This window comes from Marinoscillum pacificum (assembly GCF_024714495.1).
GTDB classification, from domain to species: Bacteria; Bacteroidota; Bacteroidia; order Cytophagales; family Cyclobacteriaceae; genus Marinoscillum; species Marinoscillum pacificum.
In genome coordinates, this window is the sequence record NZ_JAMZMJ010000005.1 from 207,169 (window position 1) to 232,088 (window position 24,920).

15 protein-coding genes are annotated in these 24,920 nt (G+C 42.7%); 7 read left to right on the forward strand and 8 right to left on the reverse strand.

Features of this window, described 5'->3' with window-relative positions; translation table 11 throughout:
• The first annotated feature begins 34 nt into the window (after positions 1–34).
• On the forward strand, positions 35–1,057 hold the full coding sequence (locus tag NXS00_RS13905; RefSeq protein WP_258099825.1) for a LacI family DNA-binding transcriptional regulator: 1,023 nt from the start codon (positions 35–37) through the stop codon (positions 1,055–1,057).
• A gap of 3 nt (positions 1,058–1,060) precedes the next feature.
• Here the strand turns inward: NXS00_RS13905 and uxuA are convergent, their stop codons facing one another.
• Genes uxuA through NXS00_RS13920 form a run of 3 tightly spaced genes read right to left on the reverse strand, consistent with a single transcriptional unit; the run spans position 1,061 to position 4,358 of the window.
• Positions 1,061–2,245: a mannonate dehydratase gene (gene uxuA, locus NXS00_RS13910; RefSeq protein WP_258099826.1), complete on the reverse strand. Its 1,185-nt coding sequence runs from the start codon at positions 2,243–2,245 to the stop codon at positions 1,061–1,063.
• Positions 2,246–2,257: 12 nt separating this feature from the next.
• On the reverse strand, positions 2,258–3,085 hold the full coding sequence (locus tag NXS00_RS13915; protein WP_258099827.1) for an SDR family oxidoreductase: 828 nt from the start codon (positions 3,083–3,085) through the stop codon (positions 2,258–2,260).
• 49 nt (positions 3,086–3,134) lie between these two features.
• Complete coding sequence (locus tag NXS00_RS13920; protein WP_258099828.1) at positions 3,135–4,358, reverse strand: DUF4861 domain-containing protein; 1,224 nt, start codon at positions 4,356–4,358, stop codon at positions 3,135–3,137.
• A 226-nt stretch (positions 4,359–4,584) separates the two neighbouring features.
• Between NXS00_RS13920 and NXS00_RS13925 the strand changes: the two genes are divergently transcribed.
• From NXS00_RS13925 to NXS00_RS13950, 6 genes are all read left to right on the forward strand, one after another.
• On the forward strand, positions 4,585–5,847 hold the full coding sequence (locus tag NXS00_RS13925; RefSeq protein ID WP_258099829.1) for an IPT/TIG domain-containing protein: 1,263 nt from the start codon (positions 4,585–4,587) through the stop codon (positions 5,845–5,847).
• Between the two features lie 525 nt (positions 5,848–6,372).
• Entirely contained in the window at positions 6,373–8,070 is a 1,698-nt protein-coding gene (locus tag NXS00_RS13930) for a S8/S53 family peptidase (protein ID WP_258099830.1), read from the forward strand.
• A 247-nt stretch (positions 8,071–8,317) separates the two neighbouring features.
• A complete protein-coding gene (locus NXS00_RS13935) occupies positions 8,318–8,857 on the forward strand; it encodes a hypothetical protein (RefSeq protein WP_258099831.1) in 540 nt (179 codons plus the stop codon).
• A 135-nt stretch (positions 8,858–8,992) separates the two neighbouring features.
• Positions 8,993–11,011 carry an AIPR family protein gene (locus tag NXS00_RS13940; RefSeq protein WP_258099832.1) on the forward strand — a complete coding sequence of 673 codons (2,019 nt, stop codon included), beginning with the start codon at positions 8,993–8,995 and terminating at the stop codon, positions 11,009–11,011.
• 143 nt (positions 11,012–11,154) lie between these two features.
• Entirely contained in the window at positions 11,155–11,577 is a 423-nt protein-coding gene (locus tag NXS00_RS13945; RefSeq protein ID WP_258099833.1) for a hypothetical protein, read from the forward strand.
• Positions 11,578–11,663: 86 nt separating this feature from the next.
• Positions 11,664–12,128, forward strand: coding sequence for a hypothetical protein (locus NXS00_RS13950; RefSeq protein WP_258099834.1), 465 nt, complete (start codon positions 11,664–11,666; stop codon positions 12,126–12,128).
• Between the two features lie 179 nt (positions 12,129–12,307).
• Here NXS00_RS13950 and NXS00_RS13955 read toward each other — a convergent pair whose 3' ends face one another.
• The 5 genes from NXS00_RS13955 to NXS00_RS13975 all read right to left on the reverse strand — a co-directional run bounded on the left by NXS00_RS13955 (position 12,308) and on the right by NXS00_RS13975 (position 24,880).
• Positions 12,308–14,737 carry a glycoside hydrolase family 2 protein gene (locus NXS00_RS13955; RefSeq protein WP_258099835.1) on the reverse strand — a complete coding sequence of 810 codons (2,430 nt, stop codon included), beginning with the start codon at positions 14,735–14,737 and terminating at the stop codon, positions 12,308–12,310.
• 1 nt (position 14,738) lies between these two features.
• Positions 14,739–15,911 (reverse strand): glycoside hydrolase family 88 protein, encoded by a 1,173-nt coding sequence (locus NXS00_RS13960; RefSeq protein WP_258099836.1) that lies wholly within the window; start codon positions 15,909–15,911, stop codon positions 14,739–14,741.
• Between the two features lie 7 nt (positions 15,912–15,918).
• Positions 15,919–17,505 carry a RagB/SusD family nutrient uptake outer membrane protein gene (locus tag NXS00_RS13965; RefSeq protein ID WP_258099837.1) on the reverse strand — a complete coding sequence of 529 codons (1,587 nt, stop codon included), beginning with the start codon at positions 17,503–17,505 and terminating at the stop codon, positions 15,919–15,921.
• Positions 17,505–20,501 (reverse strand): SusC/RagA family TonB-linked outer membrane protein, encoded by a 2,997-nt coding sequence (locus tag NXS00_RS13970; RefSeq protein ID WP_258099838.1) that lies wholly within the window; start codon positions 20,499–20,501, stop codon positions 17,505–17,507. Before NXS00_RS13970 ends, NXS00_RS13965 begins: the two co-directional genes overlap by 1 nt.
• A gap of 224 nt (positions 20,502–20,725) precedes the next feature.
• The gene (locus tag NXS00_RS13975; RefSeq protein ID WP_258099839.1) at positions 20,726–24,880 is read right to left on the reverse strand and encodes a hybrid sensor histidine kinase/response regulator transcription factor; all 4,155 of its coding nucleotides are present in this window, start codon (positions 24,878–24,880) and stop codon (positions 20,726–20,728) included.
• Between the last annotated feature and the right edge of the window lie 40 nt (positions 24,881–24,920).

Below are 24,920 nucleotides of genomic sequence, written 5' to 3' on the forward strand. Positions count from 1 at the left end.
TCAGAAAAACAGCCTATAATTGCTATGCACACTTGTGCGCAAATACAAAATGGCTCGCTATACCACCATAACTGAAATCGCCAAGAGACTGGGAATCTCCCACTCTACGGTCAGTCGTGCGCTCAATGATCATCCACGAATCAGTGAAGCGACCAAACAAAAGGTTCAGGAACTGGCAAAGCAATTGGGCTATCAGCGCAACACTTCCGCACATGCCTTCAACAAGGGACAGAGTAAGATGATCGGAATCATTGTGCCTGATTTAAGTACTCATTTTTTTGCGAAGGTCGTTCGAGGTGTACAGTCGGTACTGTCTCAGCAGGGCTACTGTATGTTGTTGTTTGATACATCGGAAAGTATGCAACGAGAATCAGAAGCCATTGCGAGCTGCATTGCGCATCGGGTAGATGGAGTTTTGGCAGCCATCTCCATGGAAACGAATGCCTTTGAGCATTTCCAACAACTTAGTCAACACGAAGTTCCGTTAGTGTTTTATGATCGGGTGGCCAATTTCCTGCCAGTGCCAAAGGTGATTAGTAATGACTATCAGGCGGCTTTTGATGCAACGAATCATCTCATCGATCGAGGATGCAAAAACATTGCGCACATTACAGCTAGTATCAACCTCAACAATAGTAATAACCGGTTGTATGGTTACATGGATGCACTAAGCGCAGCTAATCTGGAAGTTCAGGAGGACATGATTCACTATTACCGCATGCAACCCGAATCGATTGATTTGTTCATAGAGTCACTGCTCCACAAACATCCGGAAGTAGATGGGATCTTCGTATTCAACGATTACTCGGCTAACTACACCGTCAACGTATTGCGACAGCACGGCAAGCAAGTTCCTGAAGACATAGCCGTGATGGGATTTTCTGATGAGCCAGTAGCAACTCATATGACACCTCAGCTATCCACCATGAAACAGGCGGGAGAAAAAATGGGCCAACTTGCGGCCCAAAAAATACTATCTATCATTCAAAATGAAGAACCTATGGTTGATGAGAAGATCATCATCAACCCGGAACTGATCGTGCGAGCAAGTACCTAAATATTACTTGCCCATAGACTTTCTAATGCCTAATTCTAATCCGCGAAGCTCAGCCAACCCTCTCAATCGACCGATAGCAGAATAACCTGGATTGGTTTGCTTGCTCAAATCATCCAACATCTGGTGACCGTGATCTGGACGTATTGGCATTTTGTAATAAATACCAGCTGATTTGCGCTTCTCCTGCTCTTCTACCAGGGCTTTCATCACGCCGTACATGTCCACATCGCCATCCAAATGATCTGCTTCATAGAAGTTGCCACTGGCATCTCGTTTGGTTGCTCTCAAATGAATAAAGTTCACTTTATGCCCTAAGCGCTGCACCATTCCGACCAGGTCATTGTCTGGACGCACGCCATAAGATCCCGTGCAGAAGCACAAACCATTGTAAAAACTGTCGTAAGCATCCAGTAGTTGCACAGCATCTGCCTCTGTGCTCACTACACGTGGCAAGCCTAAAATTGGGAATGGAGGATCATCCGGGTGAATGGTCATCATCACTCCTGCCTCTTCCGCAGCTGGAATAATTGCTTTCAGGAAATCATACAGATTGGCTCTAAGTCCTTGCTCTCCTACTTCTGCATAGGTATCCAAAACTGCTTGAAACTGTTCCAGCGTATAGCCTTCTTCCGCTCCTGGAAGTCCCGCAATGATGTTCTTCACCAACAAGTCTCGTTGTGCAGTACTCATTTGATCCAATACCTGCTCCGCCTTCATGATCTGACTTCTGGAATAAGCTGTTTCAGCATCAGGTCGCTTTAATAAAAACAACTCAAAGGCTGCAAACTGTGCGGCATCAAATCGCAATGCTTTCGAACCGTCCGGCAACTCATAGGCCAAATCTGTTCGCGTCCAGTCCAACACCGGCATGAAATTGTAGCACACAGTGTCGATTCCGCACTTACCCAGATTGCGAATGCTTTGATTGTAATTTTCAATGTATTGCAGGTAGTTGCCTGTGCGCTTCTTGATGTCTTCGTGCACTGGAATACTCTCCACCACACTCCAGACAAGACCTGCAGCTTCTACCTCCGCTTTGCGCTTGTTGATTTCTTCAACCGTCCACACTTGCCCATTGGGAATGTGGTGCAAAGCCGTCACTATTCCTGTAGCTCCGGCCATTCGTATATGTGACAATGGCACCGGATCCTTCGGTCCGTACCATCTCCAGGTTTGTTCTAATCCCATGTTGTAATGTTGTTAAACGCCACTGTAAGCACTAAATCCTCCGTCAATCGGGATCACCACTCCGGTCACAAAAGCCGAAGCTGGATCACACAACCAAAGCAGCGTGCTGTTTAAATCCTCAGGGTTACCAAAGCGTCCCATTGGGGTTTGACTCAATATTTTATTTCCACGCTCCGTCAAGGATCCATCAGCTTGCGTTAACAAACTACGGTTTTGATCGGTCAGGAAAAAGCCTGGCGCCAACGCATTGACGCGCACACCGATTTTGGCAAAATGCACCGCCAACCACTGCGTGAAGTTGCTAACCGCTGCTTTCGCTCCGCTATAAGCCGGAATCTTCGTCAATGGCGTAAAGGCGTTCATGGAAGAAATGTTGATAATAGAACATCCCTCTTTGCCAATCATGTCTTTGCTAAATACCTGTGTAGGAATGAGTGTACCCAAAAAATTGAGGTTAAAGACAAACTCAATGCCTTTTGGATCCAAATCAAAAAAGGTAGTCAGATCGGTTTTTTCCAGATCATCTGGACTGAAATGCTCCGTTGAAGTGGTTCCTTTCGGATGGTTACCTCCAGCTCCATTGACCAAAATATCGCATGGTCCCAACTGGCTCAAGACTTCCTGATGTGCAGCTTCCATCGCCTCTTTATCGAGTACGTTGGCTGCTACGCCTATTGCAGTGCCACCAGCTTGAGTAATCTCATCTGCCAGCTGATCAGCAGCTTCTTTTCGTAGATCGAGTATCGCCAATTTGGCTCCTTGTCTGGCCAGGGTTTTAGCCAGCTCGCCGCAAAGGATACCGCCTCCGCCGGTGACCACAGCCACCTTATCTTTCATCATATTCATATATAGGTCTTTTCCGGAAATCCGGTTGTATGTTCAAACTAGTTTATTGAATCGAAACTGACACAGCAGTCGATAGCTCCACTGCCTCGGCTTTTAGAGCCGCTTCAAATGTATCAGAATTTTTGAAGCCCGCATTTTCCAACTCCCAGCCAGCTACAAAGTGAAACACATACTTGCCAGATGGATTGGGCTGAAGCAATGAGGTATAAGTGTCCGTTACATCGATGCTGTTCATGCTGTCCGCATTGTCAAATGACAGAAAGTTGTCGTTTGGGACCAACAATCCCATGCCCAAAACATCGTGATTTTCACTCTGCTCACCATGGGTATAGAGAATCTGATAAGCTCCAGAGGAAGTCTCCTGCTTACCGACCTTTTTCAGGTTCACAATTCCGGTCAGCAACGTATCTCCATCATTTGGAGCCAGCGAAATCTCAGACTGAAAGGAGCGCTTTCCTGCCCAAATGCTGATGCGTTCGGTAAGATCGTAGTTCGTACCTGCTACTTCCCATCCAGTATACTTCAAGTCAAAAACCGATCTCACCGGACCTTCTGTGATCACTTTATAGGAAGCAGTGCCCGTTTCACCCAAACGATAAATGGTGTCATTTTTCAGCATGGCCAATGCTCCTGAACCCAATGAGTTGCCCACCTTCAGCACATCCATCCCCCAGGATTCATCCAGCTCGTGGTAACTATCAGAAAGTCCAATGTTATTCACATACAATTGAGGGTTGGTTTTACCAAAAATGTCTTTCCCATTTCGGCGATCGAAGTAAGTCCGAAAAGCCACCAAATCACTTTCCCAACCCGGACCTTCGTATTGATACAAATACGGCAAACTCTGTGGCTCATGATCTTTCGGTCGCACTGCTTCATTCTGTTCAGCAAACTGCTCATTGCGCTCGGGACTCACACCCAGGTACACCTGCGTCTTTGGTTCGTAGCTAGGCTCCGATTCCACGGGCTTCATAATGAGTTTAGTATCTGCATTGGGAACCAAATCCACTTCAAAAACCACCTCATCCCATTGTCCATCGCCATCCAAATCATCGAACTGTACAGGAATCTCCTGATCGGCCAGTAAAAGCTTGAAATATTCGCTTTCAGTGGAACCAACTTCTGCTCTTGATAGAATCACGCGTAAGTTTTCTACAGACGCATCGCCAACATTGGAAATGATCAAAGTGGATTCATTGGACTCACAAGCACTTAAGGAGACCATTATGGCCATCGACACGAGGATTGGGTGTATAAACTTCATCATTGGATTTAATTATTCTATGTAATTTATACACACTTAACCGAAATACATATACCGTACACAATTCTCTACCTAATCTGTACGATTTTACTCCTGCCACCTCATTCGAAAGATTTCTGGATTTACCCAACTTTTCAGAATGTACTCACCTACCCCACTGCTGGATAATCAGGCTGATCAATGCCAGTAACTATGCAAGGTCACGATTATACAACTAACAAAAATGAAAATGCAAACATCAAGACTATTGAAAACGGCAAGTATGATCTGCTTGCTGGCTTTTGTATCTGTAAACCTGATCAGCTGCGGTGAAGATGAAGGCGGGAATGATCCACGAATCCCGGTGGTGCTCTCGTTTTCTCCAGACAGTGGTGAGCCAGGCGATAATGTAACGATTACTGGAACAGACCTGGATGATGCTACCGGCGTAACGATTGGTGGAGGAAATGCGGTGATTGTTTCCAACTCGTCTACAGAAGTGGTGGCAACAGTTCCTGAAGGGGCCTCAACTGGCAAAATCAATGTAAGTACTGCTGGAGGTGTTGGTCAAAGTGCTGGCGACTTCACCGTGATTGTGATTGGTGCAGCTACGGTAGCATCTGTTTCTCCTATTTCAGGACAAGTAGGTGATAACATCACGGTAACGGGCACCGACATGGCGACCGTTTCTTCGGTGAAAGTGGGTGACATAGAAGCCACGGTAGTGGGAACTACGGACGAAACCGTAGAATTCACGATTCCGGAAGGTGCAGAGATTGGAGCAAGTAGCTTAACGATCACCAACACGGGTGGTACAACGACCACTTCTACTGATGCTGTGGAGTTTTATGTATTCAAAACCAACGCTGACCTGATGATGACCTTCGACGGTGAGCAAACAGGTATTTTCACGGGTTCTCCAGACCCAGAAGAATCTACGATCTATGGTACATCTGACGATGCAACGGTACAGTCTGAGGCTGCAGCGCTTCCTGAAGCGATCGATGGAAACTTCTTCCAGTTTGAAGGGTACAGCTCTACAGACATCTCTGGCAACTATGCAACCATCGTACAAAACACCTCTGCACTACCAGCTGGTACATATGCAGAGTTTTTGGCAGGAGCATCCGAAAATGACATCTATTTCAACATTCAGATCAATGTAGGAGACTTGCCTGCAGACTATGATGGCGCGTTGTTTGGCTTACGTTTCCGATTTGATGGTGACGACTATGAGTTTACCCCCACTCCAACGGAGCTGACAGAGCTTGGCTTTGCGGCAGATGACAATGGCTGGTGGAACCTTTCCATTCCTGCTACATTGTTTGATGACGATGCAGCACTCGGCACATTTGCTTTCACAGATCTGCAGCGTGTAGGTGTGGCAGTAAGAAGAAACTATGGCTCTGGCGGAACTGCCGGACAGCAAGTAACTGAAGCGGATGGTGGTGTGTTCTACTCACAGAGTGTAGACAATGTGATCGTTACAGTAGGCGGACCATATAGCTACTAAAAGAAAACAATTTCCAAAGTGAAGGTGGGGCAGCAATGTCCTGCCTTTTTTTGTTCGGAAGAATATAGACTTGAGACAAAAGACATTAGACTTTTTGTACTTTCAAATCATAGAACTTAAAACCTAAACCCCCATTTCTCTGCTGTACGACCAACCCAAAACTCCTCCCCTCCGCTCTCTCATTTTCTCCGCGGTTTCATCTAGACGCTAGACCTGAGACACTAGACACGAAAAACCTAAAACATAGAACTTTAAACCTAGCAACTTAAAATCGTCCTACTTCTTCTCGGAATCCTCTTCCCTTGCCGGGCACCCCTACTTTAGGGTATTTAACCTCCTACACAGTGGTTTCAGTTGTGTGGTGTTAGGGAAAAGGGTATTTTAGATAAGTGCACAGAGTACGATACATTATAGTTAGAGGCCATTTTAGCAGCAAGAAATGTATTATAATCACAATTAATTTAACTTATATAATAGATTTTATCATAAATAACTGCTAAACAATATTTATGATTATATTTCTATATGAAGAAAATCATTTTTTTCACATTACTTAGTTTCTATTTTAGCAAGACTTGGAGTCAAGAAAGCAAGGCTAAAGTAAGAATCTTAATAAATAGTTCGTATGACGATTCTGATAGTTCGATTCAAGTATTAAATACTCTTTCCGATCTCCTCCCACACACAAAGGTTACTCTTGAAAAGGATAAAACTATTTCTCATTTACTTCTGGAAAAGTATAACTTCGGTTTTTCAAATCTCTATTCCACTGCCCAATTCCTATCTGAGAAAATCCTAAATATTAACGGATATAAAAAACCAGAAGACGTCAGAGCGGGCGAAATTCTTATTCCAACGATTGCACCGCGGGCATTGACAGAACCAAACCCAGATAACTTTAACAATATTTATCCAAAAATCTTAAGTTATACATCAACAATCGAAGCTGGTCAAATTTTCTTAAATAGAGAGAGTCTGGATGACTTCAATAGAAAAGGAGCCCAAGAAACTTATTTAGAAATTGAGGTTACTCTAGATCAGTTAGATTCTATTCAAGCAATGGGGTTAAAATATACCACAAGTAATGCTCCCCTAGAATTCCTTTTCGATTATGATATTTCAGCTCACCAATTCAATGACTACATATTAAATCTTGACTTGGATTCAATCAAGTCATTAGTCACTGAGAAGGGGATAAAAAGAAAGAGTTACTTATTTATTATGGATTCCGGGTGGCCTAATGAGGAATATTATGAAAAATCTCTTGGATCAATGATGCGAATTATAAATACAGGTCGGGAAAGTTTGGGCATGCAACCTCTAAAAATTGAATTTCCAAAATTCATTGAACCTACTTGCAATCACGTAAAACAAATCCATGCATCAATAAAGAGCTTTCTTGATCTTGAATTACATGCAGTAGAACTAATTTATATACCAATATCCAAGGAGCAAGGAGCGGACATAATGCTATCTGAACTTATTCGACTTCATAAAATTTTTTCAGACCATAGGTTAAGCGAAAATTTTAATAGTATAGACTTTGAACTTAAACGAAGAACCTTGAACAACATTGACAAACAAGTCAAGGCTATTATTCAAAAATTACCAGAACAAATTGGTTCAAATTGCAACTCTGAAAATGTAAGAACAGATTATAGTATTATTTATGCAATTCAAGATCTAGCGGATATCATAACCCAACGAGAGAACAACTCCTATTTTATTAACTTCTCTTGGAATCCAAAGAGAAATAGAACTCATTTAAAAACTACGGATGTGAAAAGAGGTTTTTTTGTGGTTTCTGCGGGAAATAATGGAAGGGATATTATTCGAAACAACACTCCATTTGGGAACTTAATTTCAGATCGAGGTGATGTAATAACAGCATTCAATATTAATCCAGATTCTCTAATGGCTAACTGCAAATCTGGAACCATCTCAGATCCAAGAAATACATTTCGAATTAAGGGAATCCCGCTTGGCTATTACGGAGATTTAAGTACAACGGACTGTGGGGGAACAAGCTTTTCAGCTCCTCGTATCTCTTGGTTATTGGCTCTAGGAGAATCTATTAGGTTTAATTATGAAGTTGAATCAAACATAAGACCAACAATTCACCAAGACGTTAGTAAATCTTTGGTTACTAATCCAATAAATGACTTCCATGCAATATGGTTTGATCCAATTAAATACTTAAATACTATAGAAAATGAGAACTAATTTTATCTTGCTTTTGCTCGCGGCGGTAGCTTTGAGCTTATTTAATTCTTGTTCGCCTAGTACAAGAAAAGCATATCAGACAATTGTAAAACCTTGTACTATTAATGATCTCACTGGTAAGATGCTGTTTTTCGGGCCTGCCAACAATCTTGGGCCTGGTGATGTACTAAGAAAGCAAAGCGGTGGTGGATTCGGTTTATCATTCAGGTTGCCCAGGTTGGTTGAATCTGAAACTGAGAGGGAAGGAATGATTGATATTTCAAATGAAGGCACTTGCGAAGGAGTGGCCAAATTGAGTAAAAAACTTTCTGGCAAGGTATCTGCAAAAGATTTTGTTGGTAGTCCTGAAGCAAGTGCCACTTTAAGCACTGCTGAAAACATAACAACCAAGATCACCAATTTTAAATGGATTACCCTTGAACAAACAATTTTTGAAGAAAAAGTTGATGTACTTGAAGATGGAAGTCGACTTTTAACTTCAATTTTAGATAACAATACATTCGTCATAACAAGGGCTCTAAGAGTGGAAGGACTTAATGTCACCTATTCTTTTAGTAGTGCCATTGGTGCGGATGCACAAGCCAAGTTCAACCAACTTGATGCTGGTCTCAGCGGAAATTGGACGAACAATACAACTTTTGAATTGACTGTAAATAAGCCATTTTATATTGCTGGAGAGCTAAGACCTTATTTAGAATCTGGTTTATCATCTTCCGGAACTAAATTTGGGGAAAACATTGAAATTTCTAAAAATGCAACAGTTGCTACGGATAAAGAAGAAATATAAAGACTTCTAACAAACACTAAATTGAATACACGAACTAAGTACTTTAAAAGGACATTGCAAGCTGGAGCCTCAGTGCTTCTAGCCACTGGGCGTATACTCATTTCATTTGGACTTTGGGTATAATCTCTTGGAAAAATGGCTAAGAACGATAAAATATTAATAGATGGTATCATTGATGATAGAGTCGATCTTAAAATACCGTCTAACAAAAGAGATGAAGCATTCGAGTATTTTTCATTTGAACAGACATTAAAAGACTATGACCTTTCCACTGATGAGATTAAGTATGGTAGTGTAGATGGAAGGAATGATGGAGGTATCGATGGGTTTTATATTATTGTAAACGGACATCTTTTGTCTGATCCTCAAAGTTTTAAATGGCCCAGATCTGGATCTGTGTTAGAGGTGTGGATAATTACTTGTAAACACCATGATACATTTAAGCAAGCACCGCTGGACAATCTAGCTGCAAGCATGGTTGAAATTCTTGATTTCACAATCGATAGTCCCAATTTGAAGGGTGACTATTCCGAGCAAGTTATAAAGTTCAGAGAAAACTTAAAGTTGGCTTATCGAAAAGTTTCACCTCGATTGAGTCAATTTTCCATAAACTTCTGCTATGCCTCAAGAGGTTCAACAGAAGAACTTGGCGATTCTATTGTTTCTCGATCTAAACAAATAACTCAAATTGCTAAGGACTCTTTCGGTAATTGTTCCTCTGAGTTTTTATTTCACGGTGCTTCCGAGTTAATTGAATTACATAGAAAGTCTCCAAACTTTTCGCTTGAATTACCTTTTAAAGAAGATCTATCCAGTGGCGAGCGGTACATCGTTCTAGTTGATCTAGAGGACTATTACAATTTCATATCTGATAGTGGTAAACTGAGAAGATATCTATTTGACTCCAACGTACGAGACTTTATGGGACTGAACAGAGTCAACGAAGATATTCGTGAAACTCTTTTAGACTCAGATTCTCCTGACTTTTGGTTACTGAATAACGGAGTGACAATATTAGCAACAGGAGCCAGTGTTATTGGTAAGTCAATTCAAATTCAAGACATTCAAATAGTTAATGGTCTGCAAACCTCAGAATCAATTTTCAGACATTTTCAAAATGGAGGAAACGATCCAAAAAATAGGTCAGTATTAGTAAAGGTTATTGTCTCTTCAAACGAAAAAGTAAGAGATACTATCATTAGAGCAACAAATAACCAAACTACAGTTGAACTTGCTTCGCTTCACGCCACCGACAAAATTCAGAGGGATATTGAAGACGTGTTGAAACGGAATGATTTGTATTATGAGAGGAGAACTAATTTCTATAAGAATCAAGGATTATCATCCGACCTATTAATTACTCCTCTCTATATTGCCTCTGGTTTTGTAAACTTAATTCTAAAATCTGCAGATCAGGCTAGTAGGCTTAAATCACGGTTTATGAGATCAGAAAGCTCCTATGAAAAAGTCTTTTCCCAAACCACAGACTTAAACGTTTGGCCAAAAATTGCTTTCATACTCAAATCCACAGATAGCTTTTTAGAAACTGTTCGCCCAGTTGGCGCCAGAGGGGGAGAGAGATTCTTAAAAAGTAAACGACAGTTTTTGAGCTTTTTAACAATATCAAGATTGCTTGAAACTTTCAATTTTTCTATAGCTGATGTTGTCCAATTTGACCTGAATAAGTATACGAATGATGAACTAAGATTTAGTTGGGATTTGATGGAATCACTTAATTCAGAATCTGATTATAGACCAAAGATGCAAAAAAGCTATCTCAATAAGCTTTGCATTAAAGCATCTGAAGAATGGAAAACAAGAGATGTCAAACGAATTGTAAAGGGGAAGCAGGTTGATGTAAAGTATAAGAAAATCAAGAAGGCAAAACTAAAAGAAGGCAAAAAAGTGACAATGGAATTTGCTATGCAAGTCCATATGGTGTTACCACCGCAACCGTGGAAACCAGGTGTTGATAGAGAGATTATGGACAAATTAAACTGCACAAGATCAGAATACTTTGACGCAGTGAAACTGTTAATTGATGAGGGATTACGAAATGAACAAAAGAACGGTGTTGTCTATGATATGGAAGGAAATGTCATTTCTTTTGATCCAGAAAGAGTAGATGAAGAAACATTAAAATTAAAAAGCTAAAACAACTAGCCACGATAAACACTAAAATGATTCACTAGCAGTGCGCATACTAGTTCTTTCAAATCTTCTGAAGGTTGACTTGTAAGTATGAATGAAAATAGTGTCTCTGACACGGCTTTAATCATATTCCCTTAATCCAAAATATGTCTCAGAAGCATACTAAACAAGACAAAACTCAATCCCAGAAAATCATAAAGAGTTTAAGTAAAATAAAAAAGGGAAGCACACAAAAGTATCCGCTAAGTAATGGAAATAGATTAGAGATCTACAGAATTAATGAGTTCTATTTTCAGGTTAGAATCGAAGCACTTAGAAGTAAACTGGCTCCGGTGTTGATTTGCAAAATAATAGACCGTACAAAGTTTAAAACTTTCCCTTTTATTTATCTCAAAGGGTTTTTAGTGTTAGGAATTGGTGGCTCTGTAATTGCTTTAATATTTTACTTAGTCGATTTAATTAAATCTAGCGCCATTTTAATACCTATGATAATTTCCTTGGGCTTTCAAGTGCTTTTGTTACCGCTATACTTTGTGATTCTTAAGTTTTTCAAAAAGACATTAAGCTGAAAATCTCCAAACAAAAAAACCAACCCATTCCTGAGTCGCATGCCTGAAAACTCATTCAATCTAAATTTTAGGTTTAATTTTAGTCAATGCCTGAACTCAAATTCCTCCACAAAGACCTTAGATCATCGCTTTCAATCAAAGAAATCCGACATATCATTGACAGTCTTGATGAAAAGGAAATACTGGAAAAAACAACTACTGATAATAGTTTTAAAATCGTCATAAGAGCGAATGACCATTTTGGATACGGACTCATATTTTTAGCCAAGATGGAAGAAATGAATAATGGAGAAACAGCAGTGCGAATATCTTCAGAAACGCGCCAAGATTTCGTTTGGCTCAATTTGATCTTTATTGGACTAATACTCTCAATCGTAATATTCGATAACATCCGAATTAATGGTGAAATTCATGATCTTACAACAAGACTAATGTTTGCGCTATCATTTGCAATAATTACGCTATTACTGAACTCTTACATGATTTTTGTTCCTAGCAGATTTTTGAAGCGAAAAGTAATCACAAGAATCAAAGCGCACTATACTAATTAACTACAAGTACCTTTAATTCATCATATTAAGAAGTACGCATCCTCCCACAAAAGCACTTTCCTTCCCCACCTCCAAACAAAAAAAACCGACCCATTCCTGAGCCGGCTTAATGATGAATGAAGAAGATTTTTAAAGACTTAAGACAATAGACTTAAGACTAGAGATTTTAGACTAGAGATTTAATCTATCACTGCACTAGTATTGGTTTTTAGCTTGATGGTCAGGAAAGTTCCTTTGAAACTTTGGTTGAGTACGGTCATAGAAAGCTGCTCAGCCCCTACCTCTGGCACTACTTCAATGGTCGCCTTCCCATTGGCCATGGCAATGACTGAGCTTCCATAGGGTGTCCCATAGCTTTCTATCACCTTACCCCCTGCCAGGCATTGGAAATACACCTTTTCCTCATAGTCCAACACCCGCTGTTGATGGTTGTCCAGCGCTGTTGCCGTCACGAGGTAATGGCCATTGTCCAGCAGTTCGTAATTCAATGCCAGTTCTTCCGGATTTCCGGCTTTGGTGTACGTATAGTTCACCTCCAGATCATCTTGAGCCAGCTGTTTGCCAGCAGCATTCATAGCCACCGCTTTCAGCTGATTGGCTCCTTCGGCAAACGTGAGGTCCCAATTCAGTCCACATGCGGGAAACTGCTGGATGTCTCGTTTTTTCACTCCCAGGCTTTTGCCATTGTGGAAGAGCTCTACCTGCGCCGCATTGCTGTACACGCTAATGTTTCTCGCCACGTCCTGTGGTCCGGAACGCTCCGTCCAGGTATGTGACTCGATGTAGGCAAACGGCTCTTCCGACCAGTAGCTCTTGAACACGTAGTACGCATCTTTTGGCTTGCCTGCACGGTCTTGCAGTCCTTTTTGGTTCATGTACGGAATATCATTTTCTGGTCGTAATGGCGTCCCAAAGTCTCTAAACGCCCACTGTGCATTGCCCACAAAGTCAGGATTGGTTTCAGATACACGCAGATGCCAATCGAACAGGTCCACGATATAGTTTTCACTCCAGTCTCCGCTTTGCGCAATGTTGGTCACCGCCACCTGGTTGATCGGCTCTTCCCACTCGTTGGGATTCAGCTCACCATCACCAGTAATCGGCGTTTCGGTGTGTCTACCCACATGCGAAGAACCACCATATTCCATGTGAATGAAGTGGTTGTACTTTTTCAGGGAGTTGTTCACGGCCTTTTCATAGTTCTTGTAAGTACCCGAATACCAGCCAGACCAAATGGACGGACTAAACACGTCCACGATATCTGCGCCTTCATAGTACTTGCGAATGGATGTCTTGCGGTACGGATCCAGCTCATGCGCCAGGTCATTGATTTCACTAAGGAACTCGTTGATTTTGGCTGGATCATCACCGTTTTCAAATTCCGGCAACCAGTAGATTTCATTTCCCAGCGACCACAGTATCACGCTTGGATGGTTGTAGTCCTGATCAATCATTTCGGTGAGTAAGCGTTTGGTGTTGGCCTTCCAAACGTCATCTCCTACGCCACCACGGCACCATGGCAGCTCATCCCACACCAAAATCCCCAACTCATCACAAGCCTTGTAGATCTCGGGATCTTGCGGATAGTGTCCCAGACGCACGAAGTTGGCCCCCATTTCTTTGATCGCTTCCATATCCGATCGATGCATAGCATTCGGTATCGCTGCACCAATGCCCGCATACTCTTCATGTCGGTGCGTACCACGAAGTAAGAGTCGCTTACCATTCAAGTAAAAAGGTCCATGATCTTTGAATTCAAACCACCGGTAGCCATAGCGATCGCTCACTGCATCCTGTTGTTTCTTACCATCCAGCAGCGCTACTTCTACAGTGTATAGTTGTGGATTGGACACATCCCAGAGCACTGGGTTCTTCTCAGAAAACTCGAAAGTCACCTGACCATCTTGAACAGCTGTCTCTTTGGTATAGACCACTTTTCCAGCTGGATTTTTCACTTTTAGGTTGATCTTATGGCCTTTGATGCTTGGTCCATCTACATCCACCTGGACGTTGGTTTGCCCAACAGCAGCACTGACACTTGGTGTAGCGATGGTCACATCTTCAATGAAGGTACTGCTCACCGTTTTCAACCACAGGTCTCTGGTGATCCCACCAAACAGGAAGAAATCCGATTGATTGGAAGGAATCAGCTGTTTGTTGTAGCTATTATCCACCCGGATCAAGACTTCATTTTCACCATTTCGGAGTTGCTCCGTGATCTCCACTTCAAAGCCAATGTATCCACCTACATGACCACCTGCTTTCACCTGATTGACATACACTTCGGTGACCATGTTGGAACCTTCAAAATACAGGAAGTAGCGTTTATCCGCCTGAGTCGCTATTTTCAGTGATTTCTTATACCAGCTGGCACTTCTTCGGTATCCCGGAATCACATCGGTGGCATCCAGAGCATTCCAGGTATGCGGAAGATCAATCCTACTCCATCCTTCACTTACCAATGCCTGATCCGGAGTTTGATAATCCTTTTCCAGGTACTCCCAGCTCTCGTTGATGTTGGTCATTCGCTCCTGTGACTGTGCCGTCAGCACCGCCACCAACAGTAGCGCCACCACCAACGCGTATGATCTTCCTATCGCTCTTCTCATGTTATTTCGTTTCCTTTTGTCTGACCAACGCCTCTAAGAAATAGTAATCGGCATAGTTGATCGGCACATCGATTTCATCATTTTTTGGCTTGTTCCCAGTGCTGTGATCCAGCAGAAACACGTCCTTATCTCCCGCTTGCTCGTGCAAATAGTTGGACTGCAGGGTATTGACTATTTGGTTGGCTTTGTCAATCATGTGGCCATCATTGGTATATCCCGCCAACTCATACAATGCCGATGCGGTAATCGCTGCAGCAGAAGCATCTTTGGGTTTATCCAAATCCGGATCGTTGTAATCCCATGCAGGAATCAGATCATCTTCTGGCAATTGACCAAAAATGTAATCGTGGATTTTAGCCGCCTGAAGTAAGAATTTTGGTTCTTTGGTAAATCGGTAAGCCATGGTAAAGCCATACAATCCCCACGCCTGGCCACGAGCCCATGAAGATTCATCGGCATAGCCCTGATGCGTGTATTTGCCCAATACTTCACCAGTTTCAGGATCATAGTCCAATACGTGATATGAACTGTTGTCTTCCCGGAAATGGTTTTCCAAAGTGGTCATCGCATGTGCATAGGCAATGTGGTAATACGTGGAGTCACCAGACAACTGTGTGGCTTTAAACAGCAATTCCAGATTCATCATGTTGTCAATGATCACCGGGTATTGCCACACGTCTTTGTTAAAATCCCATGAGCGTGTACATCCAACTTCCAGACTGAATCGACCGCTCAGCGTTTTCGCTGTTTGGATCATCACTTCCTTGTAAGCTTCATTGCCTGTTTGCTCCAGCGCATTGCCATAGCTACAATTGATTTTGAACCCTGTATCGTGGGTATGGTCATCAAACTGCTCCGGTTCCATCTTTTGAGTCCAGAATTCTGCGGCGTTTTTGAACCGCTCGTCTCCTGACAATTCATAGACCATCCACAATTCTCCTGGGAAAAAGCCACTGGTCCAGTCGCGGGTACCTACCTGGCGTACTTCACCATCTGGTTCTAAACAGCGAGGCATTCCCGCAGCCTGAGGATAACTCAGCATGGATTCTACTCTACTGCTCAGTTCTGGATTTTCTAATATTTTGGAGGATGCAACTGGTGCATCCTCCGTTTTAGTTGGCTGTTGGCAAGCGAACACACTGATTGCCAGCATCACCATTAAAGCTTGTCTCATTCGTTGATTAATAATGGTCGTTTTGGTCTAGATTTTCGTTTCTGTCCACATCGTTTTGGTACTTAGGAAACAAATAATCTCTGGATGGGTCAAAGGCTTGTTGTTCCAAACCTGAGGCACCGAAAGCTTCCACTCCCAGTTCTCTTCGCTTGATATCAAACCATCTCACTCCTTCAAACGCCAGTTCCAGACGTCTGTCATCCAGTACCAGGTTTCTAAAATTCCCCTGACTCATACCTGCAGTAACATCTGCTGGGAACGCGCGATCATTAGCAGGATCACCATCCAGTTCTCTTCTTGCTCTGCTGCGCACCTCATTCACATAGCCTTCCGCTTCTGCATTCGGTCCACCATTGATTTCATTCAATGCCTCCGCTGCTGTCAACAAGATCTCTGCATAACGCATCACCGGAAAATCTATTTCAGAATCTCGTCCATTCAATCCTGACGCAGCACCAGATTGCCCCAGGGCTCTGTAGTATTTAGCAATATGTGGTCTAGACACATTCAATGGAATATCTCCCCATGCTGTGTAAGGCGTATCTTCTCCCAGATAAGTCATTAGCGTATCAAAACTCACACTCTTTCTATAATCTCGGGAATCCCAGGTGTTGTAAGCCGCCAAAGTAGGCACGGCCACACTCCACCCTTCGCCAAAGCCAAAACGCTCGTCTTTTCGAGGACCGGTAACGGAAGCCAGGTAATCGGTAGATGGGTTTCCTCCACCGATAGAAGTAGCCGCATCGTTACCCGAAAAATCTACTTCAAATAGTACTTCTCTGCTGCTTTCAGGTATAGCCGGATCAAACAAATCTGCAAACTCACCTTCCAAAGCATACTGGAATGTTCCTGCATTGTCAATCACATATTTGGCTTCTTCATACGCTTTCTGGTAGTCACCAAGCGTTAGATACACCGAAGCAAGGAAACCTGCAGCTGTGCCTTTACCCGGTCTCCAGCGCGCGGATGGTACATCTGCCAGCCATTGCTTAGCAAACTCCAAATCTGCAATGATGCCTTCATAGGACTTATCCACTGGATTTTGCTCTAAGGTGTAGGCCAATGCCGGATCAGAAAACGCTGCATCGATGTATGGAATTTCACCAAACAAACGCACGAAGTAGAAATGGATAAAGGCTCTTAAAAAACGACCTTCCGCTACGGCTGGGTTAAGCTGCTCTTCAGGAGCATCCATACCCTCAGCACCTTCCAGTGCGTAGTTGATAGCAGCTAGTGCCTGATAGCCTTTTGGCCAGAACGCACTCACCATTCCATTGTTGGAGGACATGTTCATCTGATCAATCTCTATTCGACGTGCAGCAGTCGTTTGATCACCGATGCTCACCATATCACCTCGTAACATAAGGCTCAAACTCAATTTTCTACCCCAAAAAGCTTCGTGTTCTATAGATGAATACGCTCCGTAAACTCCGATGAGCACATCGTCAGGTGTCTTGAAAAATCCTTCCGGAGATAATAAACCCACCGGATCTTCCTCCAGATCTTCACACGACATGCTAAACAGCATGCACAGTGCAAATAGTGATGATAGTATGTATGATCGGTTCATGATGTTTCTTTTAAATGATTTCATTACAGTCCCAGGTTAAGTCCAAAGGTGAACGTGCGAACATTCGGATATCCAGCATAATCCAATCCACTCGTAGAGCTGCCATTACGGTAGCTCACTTCTGGATCCAATCCTGGATAATCAGTAATGGTGAATAGGTTTTGTGCACTGGCATAAACACGTAGCGAGCGAATGTGAACATTCTCTAAAAGCGCTCTTGGGAATGTGTATCCCAATACCACGTTTTTCATTCTCACATAACTTCCGTCATACACCCATCTGGAAGACACCTTGTAAGTTCTGCCACTAGAAGCCATCGGAATGTCCGTATTTGGGTTTTCAGGAGTCCATGCTCTCAAGGCTACTTTCGATGCATTGGCTTTACCAGAAAGGGTCTCCAACTCCATTTGCGTGAAGCTCATCATGTCATTACCATGAGACCCCTGGAAGAAGACATTCAAATCAAATCCTTTGTACTTGAACGTGTTGCCCAAAGACCAGATAAAGTCCGGGTTCGGATCACCAATGATGGTACGGTCTTGATTGCTCAATTCACCATCTGGTTCGCCATCAGCACCATTGATGTCTTTGAATTTCTCACCACCTGGCACTTGCTCAAAGCCTGAACCTGGAAGTATTGGATCTCCTACCTGATAGATGCCATCATATTGGTAGCCATAGAATGCGCCAATTGGCTGACCTTCTACTAGTACGTTAGTAATTCCCAACAACATGTGTCCAGGGCCATTGCTGCGGTATTCTACAGAGTCAGGAAGTTCCAGAATTCTGTTTCTATTGGTAGAAATATTGAAGCTACTCTCCCACTGGAAGTCACCAGTCAGGTTCACAGAGTTCACCGCAAATTCAAATCCTTTGTTTTCAATTGAACCTACGTTTTGGTACTGATCATCCACACCGATGTAGCTTGGAAGCTCTCTTCTGAACAACAAGTCTTTAGTAGTCTTTTGGTAGTAGTCCATCACGATGTTCACTCGACCTTTGATCAGACTAACATCAGCTCCAATATCAAATTGTGAGGTCGTTTCCCATGTCAGGTAGCTGTTCGATAGTTCGGTTGGTCCCAAAGCATTTAAACCTGCTACTGGAGGATTGAATGGAGATAATCTCGCTAACGACTGGTACGAACCAATCGCCTGGTTACCTACTTCACCGTAACTCACTCTCAGTTTCAACTGATCGATAGCAGAAACACCCTGCATAAAGTTCTCTTCCATGACATTCCAGGCAAATGCGCCGGATGGGAAGAATGCCCATTTATTGTTTTTAGAGAAGTTTGATGCACCGTCTTGTCTCGCTGTGAACGTGAAGATGTAGCGATCCATCAATGAGTAGTTGAATCGAGTATAGTACGACTTGATAATGGACTGACCGTAACCTGAAGACGGTGTACCTGGCTCAGCTCCCTGAACCAATGCCCAGAATCTACCAGCATCGTTGATAAAACCTGAAGATGATGCATTGAATCCTTCACCAGCGTTTTTCTGATAGGAATAGCCATTCACCCAAACAAAGTTGTGAACGCCAAAAGTCTTGTTGATGGTAAAGTAGTTTTCGCTCAGCAATGAGGTGGATTTGCTAGCGTTCAAAGAAGCGAACCCATCAGATCCTGCTCCACGAATAAGAGTCGTTGGCCAAAACTCTCCATCTCTGGTGTTGGTTACCCCAATACCTAAGGTCGTTTTGAAAGACAACCAATCGGTAAACTTCAACTCCGCAAACGTATTGGTCTGAAATCTATCAGTAACACGCTCACGATCGTATTGAGTAGCCATTGCGTATGGGTTGTCAATTTGATCTCCTACTTGCGCTACCGTAAACGACCCGTCATCGTTGTAAATACCCAAATCAGGGTTGAAACGCATCGCTGCACCCACTACACCTGCCTGGCCTGATCCACCACTGCCTTCCTGTGTTCTCACGCCAGATTCTTTGCTTCTTCTACCATACAGGTTCACTCCTACCTTTAGGAACTCTGTGGCTTTGATATCCAGGTTGGAATTGAAAGAGTATCTATTGTAATCTGATCCGATCACTACACCATCCTGATCAAAGTATGTTCCTGAAATGTAGAATCGAATATCCTCCGTACCTCCGCTTAATGATAGCTGATTGTTAGAAATAAATCCTTGACGATAGATCACGTCCTGCCAATCTGTGTTGGATCCCAGGTATTGATAGTTTGGAGAAAAGTTCTGAATGTATCCAGCAAACTCTTCACCATCTAATAGATCCAATTTGTTCGTGGTATTCTGCACGGAGTAAGAACTGCTGAAGTCTACCTTCATTTGTCCACTCTTTCCTTTTTTGGTAGTCACCAAAATCACACCGTTTGATCCTCTGGAACCGTAAATAGCAGTCGCAGAAGCATCTTTTAAGATTTCAATGGACTCGATATCCTGTGGAGGCGGCATTTCTGCTCCCACAAATCCGTCTACCACTCTGATTGGCTCAGAAGATGAGTTGACAGAGTTGGTACCACGCACACGGATACTAAAGTTGGCACCTGGCTGACCTCCATTGTTGGCCGAGATCTGCACCCCTGCTGCACGACCTTGCAAGGTTTGCACAGCAGAGAGGGCCGGGAAGGCGTCGATATCTTCTGCTTTCACAGAGGCAACTGCACCCGTCAAATCGCTTTTCTTGACTGCACCGTAACCTACGACCACCACTTCTTCGAGCGACTGTATGTCAACCTCCATCTGTACATTGATAGCTGACTGATTGCCAACAGTAACGGTCTTCTGACTAAATCCTATAAAGCTGAATACCAGCACGGCATCATTAGACGGAACGGATAAATTGAAATTACCATCCATATCCGTAATGGTTCCTTGTTGGGATCCCTCAATCAAGACGGACACCCCAGGCAACGACTCTCCATCTTCGGCAGAGGTAACCGTTCCTGTAATCGTACGACCCTGACCGAATCCATAGACTGTAACGAGCACCAATGCTAAAGACAGCATGGTCTTTAAGCAATTAGATGTTGTAAAATTCATGTTCATTCATTTTTGGTTTTGTTAGAATAGGTATATCATGAGTAGCACCATAAAGACGATGATCAGGCTAAGGGCTACTTCAATAAAACTGACTTTTTGTTTCACAATTTTGGGTTGTTAACTCAAGGTCAATCTTACGAGGATACCCAGTCACAATAATCCAGAAGTGGGTATACAGAAGTACTAAAAAGCACGAATAGGCCCTTTTGAGGCCTATTCAGTGATTATTCTTGATCAACTATTGAAAATTTTCCGGCGTATTCTGTTGGCGTTACGCCGTGATACTTCTGAAAGCACTTGCTAAAGTATTTTGGGTTATTAAATCCTACCTGATAGCTCACTTCAGAGATGGAAACCTTGTTTTGTTCCAGGATCTGAGCAGCTCGTTTCATTCGCATGGAATGAATAAATTCGTTAGGGGTTAAATTCGTCCAGGCTTTCACCTTGGTGAAGAGCATTGTTCTACTTACTCCTAGTTCGGATCCGAATAATTGAATATTGAAGAACTCATTGGAGATGTTTTGTTCCACAATTTCCAATGCACGCTTCAGCAATTTCTCATCAATAGAAGAAACGGTGATTTCCGCTGGCTTGATGATCGACTCATCAGAGAACTTTTCCCGTATTTTCTGATAGGTGTTGAGCAGATTTCTTGTCTTGAGCTTCAGCTCTTTCACATTAAATGGCTTGTTAATGTACTCATCGGCACCGGACTCCAACCCTTCAAATTTGAATATCAGTGAAGTTCTAGCCGTCAACAGCATGAAAGGAATGTGTGACGTCTTCAGGTTGGACTTGGTTTGGAAACAAAACTCAATCCCGTCCATTTTTGGCATCATCACATCACTGATAATAAGGTCTGGAACTAACTGAACAGCCTTTTTGAAGCCATCCATACCATTTTCAGCCTCCTCTATGCGGTACTGATCTTTGAAAACATCTACGATAAACTTGCGAACCGATGGATTGTCCTCCACAACCAATATACATGGCAGGGTTTCGTCATTGGATTGGATATCTCCAGGACTTGATTCTTCCTCCTCTTTTAACTCTGTTTGATTGATATCAAAATAAGTAGAGAGATCTTCACTGTCCTTGAAGTCTTTCAATTTCTGTTCTGGAGTCAGATGCTGATCTCCTTGTGGAAGCGTGATGGTAAACGTGGTGCCAGCTCCCTTTTCACTATTCACTTCAATGGTTCCAGAGTGCATTTCTACTACACTCTTAGCAATCGCTAAACCGATACCCGTTCCTTTTTGATGCTGGTGCTTTGGACTCGTTTCTTTTGACTGCACTTCATAAAACCGGTCAAAGATGTGATCGATATGCTCGGTATCCAGCCCAATTCCGGTATCCGAAATTGACGCTTTCATTTGTCCATTCTCTTCCCAGACCTTCAAACGAATGGTGCCATTTTCAGGAGTATACTTGAACGCATTGGAAATGAGGTTGTAAAAAACGCGTTCTAGTTTATCCCGATCATACCACACCCGAATAGATTCCTCTGCAGCTTCAAACTCATAGTTGATGTTGTGGATTTTTGCATACTGCTTGAAGGACAAGAAAATCTCTTCGATAAAGCGCACTACGTTGCCTTCGCCGGTATTCAGATTCTCGTGTTCATTCTCAAACTTCCTAAAATCCAACAGTTGATTGACCAGTTTAAGCAAGCGCACTGAGTTCTTCTCCATGACTTTTAGCTGCTTGTACACCTTATTGCTCCCTTTGTATTCTTGTAGAATCTGCTCTAAGGGACCCAAAATCAAGGTTAGTGGTGTCCTAAACTCATGCGAGATGTTCGTAAAGAAGCGAAGTTTCATTTGATGAATGGATTGCTGACGTTCATTCTCGAAATGCTCCAATTCTAATTGATGTCGAAGCTTTGATCGACTCATCATGATAGACGTCAACAAGTAAAGCGCCACAATGATGATCAACAAGTAAATCACAAACGCCCACCACGTTCTCCAGGGTGCCGGAAGTACTTTGATCTGCAACCGGGTGACCTCCTCTGACCAAATTCCGTCATTGTTCGCCCCTTTCACTTCAAACGTATAAGTATTCGGTTGCTGAATGGTGTAAGTAGCATTGGTCTTGGAAGTATTATTCCATTGATTTTCAAGACCAAGCAATCGGTACTGATAACGATTCTTGTCTGGATTGATGAAATTCGGAATCGCAAACTCAATACTGAAAATGGCTTGATCGTACTCCAGAACCAGTTCTTTCGTTTCAATGATGGACTGACTCAAAATACCGTCTTCAGCACCTACTTTCACGGATTGATTAAAGACTTTAAAATCTGTTATCACGGTATTGGGTGCGTAATGATTGGTTTTAATCTGCTTTGGGTAAAACGACGTAAGTCCCTGAGGACCACCAAAAAACATTCGCCCATCTTTACCACGGTAGCTCGAGTTGTTATTAAACTCATTAGAAACTAACCCATCCGATTGATCAAAGGTCAATTTGGTGCTGTCATTCAGATTAATTCGGGTAATTCCATGATTGGAACTCACCCATAGACTGCCCATTTCGTCTTCCAAAATGCCATGTACCACATTGCTGGTTCCTTCCTGGGAATCAAACAGTTGATAGCTGCTAAAGGAATTCGCTTTCGCATTGTACAAACTCAATCCAGACTCATAGGTCCCTACCCAAATCTGGTTTTTCTGATCTTCATAGATCACCAAAATATCCTCACCGGACTTTTTATGATCGTCGTAAAAGAAGCGCTCAAATTCATAGGTACCATTTTTCAAGTCACTGGCACTGAGAAAATTCAGTCCGTATTGGGTTCCAACCCACAAATTCCCAGCATTATCTCGATGAAGCAATCGGACCTGATTGTCTGTAATGGCCTTAGGATCATTAATCTCATATTGAAAAATCCGAGACTGTTTGGTCTTTATATTCAACAAGTGCAAACCTCCACCAAAAGTACCAACCCAAACCAGCGAATCATTCTCTCTCAAAATGGCATAGACACTGTTGTGAACCAGGCCACTTTGCGTATCGTAATGCTCATCAAATTGACCGGTTTTCGTATTGTACACATCAATACCCGCACTCAATGTCCCTACCCATAAGTGTTGATTCTCTAAATAAAGTGCCTTGATGTTGTCATTAGAAAGTTGACTATTGCTCCGTGTGATCGCATCAATCTCTCCACTTTTTGGATCAAACAAGTTAATCCCTCCACCTTCGGTACCAATGTAAATTTCTCCATTTACTCCTTCTACAATAGAGCTCACCACATCGTAGCTTAACCCATTGCCTGAAGGCAAATGCTCGTAATTGGTAAAGTTACCGTTGGTCTCATCGAGCATGTTGATGCCACCATAATACACACCCACCCAAAGTGTCCCTTTTCTATCTACAAATGTGGACTTGATGGTGTTTTTACTCAGGCTTTGCTCGTCATTTGGGTCATTGACGATGCTGATAAACTCGCCTGTTACGGTCATTTTATTCAATCCATTGTAGGTTCCTGCCCAGAGTACACCATCCTGATCATAGGTAAGGGATCGAACGTCATTGTGACTGATGCTTTTGGGGTCATTATCATCATGCAGGTAGCGGGTAAACTCCTCACTCTCCCGATCCAATTGATGAAGACCTCCTCGTGTTCCTACCCACAAGTTCCCGTCCTGATCTTCACTGATCGCCTGAACGAAATTATCATTCAGCGCATTGGGATTATCTGGCTCACTGATGTAGCGTTTGAATTGAAAATGGCCATTATCTCTGGAAATTAATCTATTCAAACCTCTGGAAGTACCTACCCAAATCTCTCCCCGACTATCCTGAAAAACCTCCACTACATAGTTCTTACTTAAACTATTTGGATCATCGGGATCATTCGACACTCGTTGAAACTGACCGTCTTTGTAGATATTCAAACCAGCACCGGTACCTATCCAGATTTCACCATTCTCCAATTGGCTCAAAGCCCAAATGCTGTTATTCGCTAATGAATTGGGATTGCTCTTGTCATTGAAATAACGATGAAATCGATCTTCACTGTAGCAATAACGATTCAGTCCATTGTAGGTACCAATCCACAGATCGCCTTTGTCACCAACGAGCACTTCAAGGATATCATTATTGGAAATAGAGGTAGAATCATTGGGGTCATTGCGGAAAACCGTGAAATTCTTCCCATCATAAGTATTCAATCCATCACGGGTACCAAACCAAAGCAGACCTTTATCATCCTGTGCGATGGAGATAACGGAACCTTGCGATAGTCCATCTCCTGTGGCCAAATGCCTAAACTGTACGGGCTGTTGGGCAGCCAGCTGGTCAAAACTTACTATCAATAACAACATACACCACAGCCTGGGTAAGACACGGGTAGTCATTTTATTCTTCATCATTCGTAGGGTTGGGAGTCTAATATTACACAATCATCACATC